Annotated in this window: 7 protein-coding genes; 5 read left to right on the top strand and 2 right to left on the bottom strand. The window is 42.4% G+C overall.

Annotated elements, in window-relative coordinates; all coding sequences use genetic code 11:
• The first annotated feature begins 62 nt into the window (after positions 1-62).
• Complete coding sequence (locus tag LA313_RS11185) at positions 63-788, top strand: SIMPL domain-containing protein (protein ID WP_228914966.1); 726 nt, start codon at positions 63-65, stop codon at positions 786-788.
• A 146-nt stretch (positions 789-934) separates the two neighbouring features.
• Positions 935-1,648 carry a DUF2071 domain-containing protein gene (locus tag LA313_RS11180; protein ID WP_228914965.1) on the top strand — a complete coding sequence of 238 codons (714 nt, stop codon included), beginning with the start codon at positions 935-937 and terminating at the stop codon, positions 1,646-1,648.
• A 376-nt stretch (positions 1,649-2,024) separates the two neighbouring features.
• Here the strand turns inward: LA313_RS11180 and LA313_RS11175 are convergent, their stop codons facing one another.
• Positions 2,025-3,401 (bottom strand): pyridoxal phosphate-dependent decarboxylase family protein, encoded by a 1,377-nt coding sequence (locus LA313_RS11175; RefSeq protein WP_228914964.1) that lies wholly within the window; start codon positions 3,399-3,401, stop codon positions 2,025-2,027.
• Between the two features lie 5 nt (positions 3,402-3,406).
• Positions 3,407-5,026: a bacillithiol biosynthesis cysteine-adding enzyme BshC gene (bshC, locus tag LA313_RS11170; protein ID WP_228914961.1), complete on the bottom strand. Its 1,620-nt coding sequence runs from the start codon at positions 5,024-5,026 to the stop codon at positions 3,407-3,409.
• A gap of 118 nt (positions 5,027-5,144) precedes the next feature.
• On the opposite strand from bshC, the gene LA313_RS11165 reads away from it, so the two are divergent.
• Genes LA313_RS11165 through LA313_RS11155 form a run of 3 tightly spaced genes read left to right on the top strand, consistent with a single transcriptional unit; the run spans position 5,145 to position 11,451 of the window.
• Positions 5,145-7,640 carry a M14 family metallopeptidase gene (locus LA313_RS11165; protein ID WP_228914955.1) on the top strand — a complete coding sequence of 832 codons (2,496 nt, stop codon included), beginning with the start codon at positions 5,145-5,147 and terminating at the stop codon, positions 7,638-7,640.
• 5 nt (positions 7,641-7,645) lie between these two features.
• Positions 7,646-8,599: a calcium/sodium antiporter gene (locus tag LA313_RS11160; protein ID WP_228914953.1), complete on the top strand. Its 954-nt coding sequence runs from the start codon at positions 7,646-7,648 to the stop codon at positions 8,597-8,599.
• Positions 8,600-8,616: 17 nt separating this feature from the next.
• The gene (locus tag LA313_RS11155) at positions 8,617-11,451 is read left to right on the top strand and encodes a M16 family metallopeptidase (protein ID WP_228914951.1); all 2,835 of its coding nucleotides are present in this window, start codon (positions 8,617-8,619) and stop codon (positions 11,449-11,451) included.
• Positions 11,452-11,546 lie beyond the last annotated feature (95 nt).

The raw sequence follows: 11,546 nt of genomic DNA, 5'->3' as shown, positions 1-11,546 counted from the left end.
ATTAGACCCTGCATACACTTATTTTATATCTTTAAATAAATTTCTCTTTCACATTTGGCTCTATGAAACACATTGCTGCTATTGTTTTTTCTGCTGCCATTGTACTGGCTGCTTATATTCTGGGTAGTTCTTACGTCAAAAGAGCAACTCCGCCGGGAGTTATCTCGGTCACCGGGTCTGGAAGTGAAGATTTTACCTCAGACCTTATTGTGTGGGAAGGAACTTTTTCTCAAATGAACCTGGAGCTGCAAACGGCTTTTGAAAGGCTTAATGAAGACAAGGAAACCGTAAAAGAATATTTGGTCTCTAAAGGGATCGAGGAGGATAACTTTGTTTTCAATTCGGTGCAGACGATTGAACAAACCGAAGCTCAATACCAGGATGGAAATTACGTAGGTAATATTTTTAAAGGATATCTACTGCAGCAAACCGTAAAGATCGAATCTAAAGATGTTCCCAAGGTCGAACAGGTATCGCGGGAAATAACCGAACTTTTGCAAAAAGGGGTACAACTCAATTCCACGCCGCCGCGCTATTACTACACAAAATTATCTGACCTGAAGATCCAAATGATCTCTGCAGCAACAGAAGATGCACGGCTAAGAGCCGAAAAAATAGCCGAGAACAGCGGGAGTGATCTGGGCTCCCTTAGAAGTGCCGATCTCGGAGTCTTCCAGATCATTGGACAGAACAGTGGGGAAGATTTTACCTGGGGCGGCGCCTATAACACAGCCGATAAAAAGAAAACAGCTTCTGTCACTATGAGGCTGGAATTCGAAATAGATTAATTCCACCATTTCTGCTGTAGCCAACCAGAAAAAAAGAGTCATAAAAATGGCATTTTTGAGAGGTTAGCTTTTTTAAACTTTTCCCAAACCTCACGGCTGATTCTCATGCTTTTAATATTTTTGAAAGAATCCTATTACATCCCAGCATGAAACTCTCCATTTCTTCTGAATTCAGAAAAGTTGCATTAATTACTTACACTATTTCTGCTGAAGTCGTTGAAAAATATCTGCCAGATCATACAAAACTTGATTTCTACAATGGAGAATGCCTTATAAGTCTGGTAGGATTTCAGGTGCAAAAACTGAAGGTTAGCGGTGTAAAGTTACCCTTGCTTAAGGATTTTGAAGAAATTGATCTGCAAATTTATGCGAAGCGATTTGACGGTGCCAAATGGAGAAAAGGAGTGGTAGTTATTAAAAGGATCTTTGACCGGCCAGGGGCCGCAGCTTTGACCAATACCATCTTCAAAACCAACTACACCTCTCTCCAGGCTACAGGAACTATTAAGGAAACGGAAGAATCTTTAGTGGTAAAGTATTCCTGGCAATACAATAAAATGAACCAGAATTTCCAGGTGAGAAGTAGTCACCTCGCCGCTCCATACGACAAAAATACCGAAGCTGCTTTTCTTCTGGATCGACCTTACGGATATCTCATGGCAGGAGAAAAAACCTTCGAATACCAGTTGGATCATGTGGACTGGCATCTTTACACCGTGGAGGAGTATGCTGTTGATGTAGATTTCTCCCGGCAATTCGATCCTGCTTTTAACCTCCTCAACGAACAAACCCCACGCTCGGTGATCCTTACTGAAGGTTCTACAGTTGAGATTGGAGAGAACGTGGAGGTAGGCTCCTGAGATGCGAGATGTGAGATGTGAGATATGAGATGTTGGACTTGAGATTAAAATTTCTCGCAGAGCGCGCAGAGGCCGCTAAATCACCCAAATCCTGAATTCTCAAATTCTCGAATTCTCAAACTTTCCTTTCCCGCAGATCACGCAGATTTCCGCAGAGAATAAAAAAGGATCCGTGTATCCGAAGTGATTTTTCTCGCAGAGCGCGCAAAGAATTTCCGCAGAGGCCGCTAGAACACCAATATCTCCAAATCTTTAAATTCCCGAATTCTCAAACTTTCCTTTCCCGCAGATCACGCAGATTTCCGCAGAGAATAAAGAGCCTGAAAAAGGAAATTCATCTTCAAATCAACCAATCCTCAAATCTTCAAATCCAAATTTATTTCATTGTTTCCAGAATAATATCGATATCTTTTTCGGTAGTTTCAGGATTGATGAAACAGAAACGGGAAATGGTTTCATAACCGTCTTCTCCCTTCCATTTCGTGGGTGTTACCAGGGCAATTCCGTTTTTGTGGTTGCGGTAGGTCCAATCTCGATAATCATCGGGGGTCCAGCCTTTTCTTCGGAAAAGCACAACAGAAAGACTTGCCGGCCGCACCAGTTCCAGGTTCTCATCTTCTTCGATCTTCTTTGCAGCGATCTTAGCAAGCTTAATTCCCTTTTCTATGGCATTGGTGTACTTGTCTGTTCCGTGCATTGCCAGGGAGAACCATAAAGGCATCCCACGAATCCTTCTGGTAAGCTGAATCTGGTAATCTGCCGGGTTGAATCCCTGGGCTCCTTCATCCTTAAATATCTCCAGGTAAGAACCTTTTTGAGAATGCGCTTCGGCTGCAAGTTCCATATCCTTATATATCACTGCACCACAGTCATAGGGCGAAAAAAGCCATTTATGAGGATCAATTGTAATACTGTCTGCTCTTTCAATTCCATTAAAAAGATGACGTACAGAAGGTGCAGCAAGGGCGCCGCCACCGTATGCAGCATCTACGTGAAACCAAAGATCTTCTTTTTCGCAAACATCTGCGATTGAATCGAGTTCATCTATGATCCCGGCATTTGTAGTCCCGCCGGTAGCTACCACTGCAAAAAGTCTTTTTCGGTCCTTTTCTTCCAGCTCGTCAATAGCCGATTGTAAGCTATTTCCCCTCAGATTTTCATCTGGGCAGTCGATCATCACCACATCGGCATCCATTACTTTTGCCATAGCCTGTATGGACGAATGCGCACCATTGGAGGTGAGCAGTAAAGCCTTAACTCCAATATTCCCGGAATCTTTCTTTCTCCAGGCCTCCCGTGCTGTCACCATCCCCGAGAGATTTGCGGCCGTACCTCCACTGGTGAATACTCCAAAAGATCCCTTTGGCAACCCTGTAAGGGAAACCAGCCATTTCATTGCCTGATTTTCACAGAAAATTCCGCCGGCACCTTCCATCCAGTAAGCACCGTGGATACTTGACGCCGAAGTTACAAGGTCAAACATGATGGCCGCCCTGGTAGGCGCTGCGGGCACAAAAGCGAGGTGGCGGGGGTGATCGATAGGCACTGTAGCCTTCACCAGAATATCCCTGAACATTTTAAAAGCTACTTCTCCTCCAATTCCTTTAGGGGTGATTGTCTCCCCAACCATTTCCAGTAACTCCTCCTCTCTTTTAGGAGCACCCAGTTCGGGCGTGACATTAGAGATACGGTCAACCGTATATTTCATTACATCGAGGGTCATTTCAACCAGGTCGATGTCTATTTTATGCATTTTCGTCATAACGAAAGAATATCAAATTTTAATTCTAGTGGCCTTAAAGACTGCAGGAGATTTGGTATAAGAGTATCACCGTATTCCAGGTAAAACTCAGAGAAATTATGATGTCGTTCCTGTAGCCCCTGCCCGGGGAACAAATCCTGCTGCAAGGCAGCGATTCGGGAAACCTCATCTTCCAGTTTTCTCTTCTGCGCTTTTAATAATCGTTTTTCCAGGTGGTCAAGGCCTTTTAATTGTTTTACCTCCTGGGCTTTTACCGCGTTTATAAATGTTTTATCTGTCTTTTCTGCCAGCTCGTACATTCCCTGGAATTGTTGCACTAAATGCTCTTTTTGAAGGGAAAAGTCGATATCAATGTTAGAAATCTGGCGGACTTTCCTGTTGATCAATTCGTGTGACTTCAGGAAAAGTTCGGGTAAAGTGATGTTCAGTTTTTGCCTTTTTTGGTCCTGCTTTTCTGTTTGAAGCAAAGCAGAATTCCGAAGTAAGAGAATGGGAAAAGTAACATCTGTCTTTTCAAACAGCTCTTTTAGCTGGAACCAATAAGCCAGCTCGCCACCTCCCCCAATGTAACACAGGTTGGGCAGGATCACTTCTTCATATAAAGGACGTAAAAGCACATTGGGACTAAATCTTTCCGGATGTTCTTTGATCAACTCCTGAAGTTCTTCCCTGCTCCAGGTGATCTCCTGTTCATGCACGAAGAATTTTCCGTCCTTTTCAATGATCCGCTCCCGCAGCCCTTCTTTCAGGTAAAAAAGGTTTATTTCTCTAGGATTTACCTGTACCCCGTACCCTTCTTTTTCTAAAGCTTCAGTTTTTTGCTGAGCGGTTTTAAAAGAAACCTGCTCAAAAAGCTCCTGCTCAATATATGGGCTATAGAACTTCTTTAAACCAGGTTGATGAGCATCAAGGATCACAAGTCCCTGCTCTTTAAAAAGTTCATTTGCAAGATAACGGGTTGCATCGGCAAGATTGTCGTGCTCTAAATAGGCTTTTTGGAACCATTCCTTCAGCTGTTGCGCATTTTTGCTGTTACCAATTTCAGCTGAAAAAAGCTCAAAGACATCATTTAAACCCTCAGTAGGCAGTTCTCCAACCGGTCCTCCCGACTTTTTAGTCTGTGGAGGATTCCACTGAAATTTCTTTCCGTGAAGATGAAAAAAACTGATCTCTTCAAAATCATGATCTTCGGTTGCCATCCAGTAAACCGGCACAAAATTATAATCGGGATATTCCTTTTTAAGGTCGGCAGCAAGGTTAATTGCAGTGACGATCTTGTAAAGGAAATACAGTGGGCCCGTAAAAAGGTTTAGCTGGTGGCCGGTGGTAACAGTAAATGTTGTGCTATCATTTAATAGCTCAATATTTCCCGCAGTAGCTTCCGTAAGCTCAAGATTTTGGTATTGCTCCTTCAGGATCTTTACGAGAGCGGCACGTTTTTCGTTTCCGCCATTATTGTCGTAATTATCTTTTTTGGAAAGGATCTGTTTTCCGAAGTTTTCAAGAGTGGGAAAAAGACCATAAAACTGCTGTACATTCTCTTTTTGATCCAGATAGTCGTTCACCAGGGGGGTAAAAAAATTAGTATCCCGATACGAAAGAGAGTGTTTCTGCATTGAAAGGAGTTTTGGCAAATATACAATTAAGAGTGGTGGTGGTAAAATCAATAAAAAAATATTGACAGAGATAAAGTTTTATATTTACGACCTAAATCAAAATGGAAAAGTTCCCCTTATGAGAAAATTACCGGTCTTACTTACTGCACTTTTAGTAAGTTTTCAGTTTGCATTTGCTCAGCAATCCCCTGAAGAATTTTTAGGTTATCCTCTTGGTACCAGCTTCACCCGCCACCATAAAGTGGTTGAATATTTTGAACATGTGGCTGAAAATTCTCCACTTGTAAAATTTCAGAAATACGGGGAAACCTATGAAGGAAGACCCCTCACCTATGCCGTAATTTCTTCGGCAGAAAACCTGCAAAACCTGGAGGAGATTCGAAAAAATCATCTTCAAAATGCAGGTATAAGTACAAATACTGATGCTTCACCTGCCGAAAAAGGCATTGTTTGGTTAAGTTATAACGTGCATGGAAATGAAACTTCCAGCACAGAGGCTGCAATGAAAACTCTTTATGAGCTTATTACTCAAAAGCAGGAATGGCTTAAGGATCTGGTAATCATCATGGACCCAGCAGTAAATCCCGATGGCAGGGATCGCTATGTAAACTGGTATAAGCAGGTGAAATCTACTCCTAATAATACCGAACCTATGGCTGTGGAACATAACGAGCCATGGCCGGGTGGAAGACCCAGCCACTACCTGTTCGACCTTAACCGCGACTGGGCATGGGCAACACAGGCAGAAACCCGCCAGCGTTTAGATATATACAACGATTGGTTACCACACATCCATGTGGATTTTCATGAACAGGGCAGGAATGATCCCTATTATTTCGCTCCCGCAGCAGAACCTTTGCATGAAGTGATCACTCCTTTTCAAAGGGAATTCCAAACCGAAATCGGAAAGAATCATGCAAATTATTTCGATGAACAAGGGTGGCTTTATTTTACGAAAGAGAGGTTTGATCTTCTTTACCCCAGCTACGGCGACACTTATCCCACGTATTTGGGTGCTATTGGAATGACCTATGAACAAGCGGGACATACAGGCCTCGCCATTCAAACAGATCATGGTTATGAACTTAACCTGGTGGACAGAATTGAGCATCACCACACTACCGGGCTCTCAACAGTAGAAATTGCTGCTCAAAATGTGGACAGGCTGAATTCTGAATTTGCCAAATTCTACAATAATCCAGAAAAAGGGGCTGTCAATTATGTTCTTACAGGACATGAAGATAAGCTGGACCTGTTAAAGGAATTACTGGATCGCCACGAGATTTCCTATGCCATGGCACAACCGGGAAATATCAAAGGTTATGATCCTCTTAAAAAGAAAAACAGCAGGATTAAGGCAGACGAGAACACGCTGGTCGTAAGTACTGCGCAACCTAAAGGTAGAATGGTGAAAGTTCTTTTTGAACCTTCAGCAAAACTTTCAGATTCTCTAACTTATGATATTACCGCCTGGAGCCTCCCATACGCGTATGGATTAGAGGCCATTTCCACCGGCTCCTCTGTCCCAACCCTTACGTCAAAAGATGAAGCCGAAATTATTAACCAGGCTTCTAATACAGCTACAGCTTACATCACCGAATGGAATAGCATGAAAGATGCAAGGTTTCTAACTGCACTTCTAAAAGAAGGAATCAGGGTAAGATTTACTGAAACAGCTTTAGAAAATTCAGGGAAGAATTTTGCTCCCGGAAGCCTCATCATAAACAGGATCGATAACAATAAGGTTGAAAATTTTGATGAGCTACTGGTTGATTTGGCCAATAAATATGAAAGAGAGCTTACCGCCGCTGCCACAGGTTTTTCAACATCGGGACCAGATCTTGGCTCCTCCCAGGTGAAGGTTATAAATAAACCCCGAATTGGTCTCTTAAGAGGAGAAGGCACCTCTTCCCTTAATCAGGGGGAGCTTTGGTACTTTTTTGAACAGGACCTCAATTATCCTGTTACCTCCATCGACACCCGTTACTTTGGTGATATTGATCTTTCACAACTGGATGTAATAGTTTTACCCTCGGGTAACTATTCCGTTCTATTTGATGAAAAAGGTCTGGATCGTCTTACTTCCTGGGTTCGTGGAGGTGGTAAAGTGATCGCCATAGGTCGCGCCATAAAAACATTTGCAGGAGAAGAGGACTTTAATCTAAAGCTTAGCGACAAAGAAGAAGAGGACACCATCTCAAAACCGAATCTAGTGCCTTACGCTCAACGAGAAAGAGAAGAAATTAAAGATCTTATTACGGGCAGTATTATTGAAACCAAAATGGATAAAACACATCCCATGGCCTTTGGATATGAAGACAATTATCTAAGTCTCAAACTTAGTAATGATAGCTACAGCTTACTTAGCGAAGGCTACAATGTTGGATATCTTGAAGATTCTCCCAATATAGTTGCTGGATTTGTTGGTAATAATGCAAAGGAAAAAATTAAAAACTCCCTCACATTTGGAGTAGAGCCAATGGGAGAGGGAAGTTTTATTTACCTGGTAGATAATCCATTATTCCGCGCATTTTGGCAGAATGGTAAACTCCTTATGGCAAACTCCATATTCTTTGTTGACAATAGTGAAATTAAAACTTACGCCACTAAATAATTATTATGCTTGTAAATATTCTTTTGTTACTGGGCGGGTTTGTCGCTCTTATATATGGAGCAAATGCTCTTGTTGATGCTGCTTCAAGTCTGGCTGCACGATGGGGTGTGCCCAGCATTGTTATAGGTTTAACTATTGTTGCCTTTGGAACATCGGCTCCCGAGCTGGTGGTGAATGTCTTTGCCGCCACTACTGGCAGTACAGACATGGTCCTTGGAAATGTACTGGGAAGTAACATTTTCAACGTACTGGGAATTCTTGGTATTTCTGCCCTTATTTATCCCCTCACCGTAAAAAGTAATACTACCTGGATCGAAATTCCGCTGAGCTTACTTGCGGCTATTTGTGTGCTGGTAGTAGCTTCAGATGTTTTACTTGACGGTACAGCCGAAAATTTTATATCCAGAAGTGACGGGATCATTCTCCTGCTTTTCTTCCTTATTTTTCTTGTTTATAATCTAGTTGTTGCCAAAAGCGGTGGCGCAGATGAAGAGATGGAGACAAAGGATTACAGCACCGGGAAAGCTGTGCTTTTTATTATCCTTGGATTAGTAGGCCTAATAATTGGCGGAAGACTAATTGTGACCAGTGCCGTTAGTATAGCCGAAGTAATCGGTCTTTCTGAAAGGGTTATTGGTTTGACGGTAGTTTCAATAGGAACTTCCCTACCCGAACTGGCAACTTCTATAATCGCAGTGCGAAAGAAAAATGTGGATATCGCGATAGGAAACGTAGTTGGATCGAACATCTTTAATATTTTCCTCATCCTGGGAATATCGGGAACCATTGTGCCTCTTGGCATCAACCCCGACTCTCTCTTCGATATTATGATTAATATCCTAACAGGACTATTGCTCTTTATCTTCGTCTTCACCGGTCGTGGCCGGAAAGTGGAGCGGTGGGAAGGCGCGGTTTTTGTTACCTGCTATATCGCATACGTCACCTATTTAATAATTTAATTCTGAATAGATTCTGAATGAGAACATCTTTTAAATTTTATTTCCTTGCATTTCTGGTTTCGCTTTTCACCGGAAATGCCCTGGCACAGCAAACGGCTGAAGCTACCGGTTTTGAAGTGGACTTTGAAACCTTCACCCTCGATAACGGGTTAAAAGTTATTTTTCATGTAGACCGATCTGACCCTGTAGTTGCTGTAGCTCTTACCAGCCATGTAGGTTCTGCCCGCGAAAAGGAAGGAAGAACAGGCTTTGCACACCTTTTTGAGCACCTGTTGTTCCTGGAATCTGAAAACCTTGGAAAAGGTGGTCTGGATAAACTCAGCGCCCGTATTGGGGGAAGTGGGGCCAACGGGTCTACCAGTCGTGACCGTACAAATTACTTTCAAACGGTTCCCAATGACGCTCTTGAAAAAATGATCTGGGCAGAAGCCGATAAACTTGGTTACTTCATAAATACAGTTACAGAACCTGTACTTGCCAAGGAAAAGCAGGTAGTGAAAAATGAGAAAAGACAGGCTGTCGATAACCGGCCCTATGGTCACACCCAGTATGTGATCGATAAAAATCTTTATCCACAAGGTCATCCTTATAACTGGCAGGTGATAGGATCTCTTGAAGACCTGCAAAATGCTACGCTTGCAGATGTAAAGGAATTCTTTAACCGCTGGTACGTACCTAATAACGTGGTACTAACCATTGCCGGAGACTTTGATACAGACCAGGCAAAAGAATGGGTTGAGAAGTATTTTGGAGAAATTGAAAGAGGTCCGGAGGTGAAAGATCTTGACAAAAGACCTGCAAATCTTGAGCAGACAAAGAAATTATATTTTGAAGATAACTTTGCGAGGCTGCCCGAATTGACCATGGCCTGGCCTTCGGTCCCTTCTTACGATAAAGATTCATATGCACTGGATGTACTGGCAAATTACCTTGCTGAAGGTAAGAATGCTCCTTTCTATAAAGAATTGGTTGCAAATAAAAAATTGACACCCAATGTTAGGATGTACAACTACAACTCCGAACTGGCAGGACAATTCATGTTACAGGTAAGGGCTTATGACGGGACGGATCTTGACAAGGTACAATCGGCAATTGAAGAAACCTTCAGAAAGTTTGAAAAGGTAGGAATCTCAGAAAAAGATCTAAAGCGAATCAAAGCGGGACAGGAAACCTCCTTTTACAATAGCCTTTCAAGCGTGCTTGGAAAAGGTTTCCAGCTGGCACAATATGAGATTTTTGCCAATGATCCCGATATGATTAACAAGGAGATTGAATACATCCTTGCAGTTACTCCGCAGGATGTGATGAGGGTCTACAAAAAATACATTCAGAATAAGCCTTTTGTAGCCACTAGCTTTGTTCCGAAGGGACAGGTGGAGCTTGCCCTTGAGGGATCAAAACCTGCTGAAGTTGAAGAAGAGAAGATCGTAATGGGAGCCGAGCAGGAATTCGATCTTGAAGAGGAAGTGACTTACCAAAGAACCCCTTCCAGTTTTGACCGCACCGTGGAACCTCCTTATGGGGATTCCCCTCAAGTAAAAGTTCCTGAAATTTGGGAGGAAAAACTTGAAAAAGGCCTTGAAATCTACGGGATCACGAATTCTGAAGTCCCTCTTGTGCAATTCATGCTCGAGATCAAAGGAGGAATGTTACTGGAAGATCCTTCCAAAATAGGAGTTTCGAACCTTTTGGCCAACCTGCTTACTAAAGGAACCAAAAACAGGACTCCGCAGGAACTCGAAGAAGCCATTGAACTTTTAGGCGCAAATATTCGTGTAGACGCTACAGATGAAAAAATGATCATAAGCGGCAGCACCCTGGCAAAGAATTTTGACGAAACCATGGATCTTGTTAGGGAAATACTTCTTGAACCAAGATGGGATGAAGAGGAGTTCTCTTTGGTTAAACAACAGGTAATAAGCCGCATTCAACAGGAAAAAGCTTCTCCAAATAACATCGCTTCAGATGAATTTAAGAAACTCATTTATGGAAAAGATCATATTTTATCTCACAATAACCTTGGAACCGAAGAATCTGTAGCCCAGATCTCACTCGAGGATCTTAAGAATTATTACAATAACAATTTGTCCCCAGACCTCGCCTCCTTCCTGATTGTTGGAGATATTGACCAGGAGGCGGCCATTGCTGAAGTTGAAAAGCTTACTGAAGATTGGAGTGTCAAAAATGTCATTTTTGAAGATCTTGCTGAAGTGACTCCCCCGGCCGAATCCCAAGTGTACTTTTATGATGTTCCCGGGGCCAAGCAATCGGTTTTACATATTGGCTATCCTGCTTTAGCCGAAACAGATGAGGATTTCTTCCCGGCTACAGTGATGAACTACAGGCTTGGAGGTGGAAGTTTTGCCTCACAGCTCACCCAGGAACTTAGAGAAGGTAAAGGTTATACCTATGGAATTCGTTCCGGGTTTGACGGCAGCACCATTACCGGTCCCTTCCTTATTTCAAGCGGAGTGCGTTCTAATATCACTTTTGAAGCTGTAGATCTAATAAAGGAAATTCTTGAAGATTATCCCGAAAATTTCAATGAACAGGATCTGGAGGTAACAAAAGGCTTTATGATTAAAAGTAATGCGCGGAAATTTGAAACCCTCGGCTCAAAACTGCAAATGCTTCGAGAGATAAGCAATTTCAATAAGCCTAAGGATTATGCACTGCAGCAGGAAGAAACAGTGAGAAATATTACGGTACCGGAAATTAAAGCGCTTGCTCAAAAATACGTGAACCCAAACAAGATGTATTACCTCATCGTAGGAGATGCAGCGACACAATTAGAGCGCCTTGAGGAACTGGGATTTGGGAAATCTATTCTTCTGAATGAAGAGATGGAATAGCATATTTGAACTTACCGAATAAAAAGAGGCTGTCTGAAAAGGCAGCCTTTTTTTTGTATAAATAGGAGGAGCTGCTTATTTTTAGTATATGAGCA

It is taken from the genome of Salinimicrobium sediminilitoris (assembly GCF_020866905.1).
GTDB lineage: Bacteria > Bacteroidota > Bacteroidia > Flavobacteriales > Flavobacteriaceae > Salinimicrobium > Salinimicrobium sediminilitoris.
This window is presented reverse-complemented; position numbering and strand designations above follow the sequence as displayed.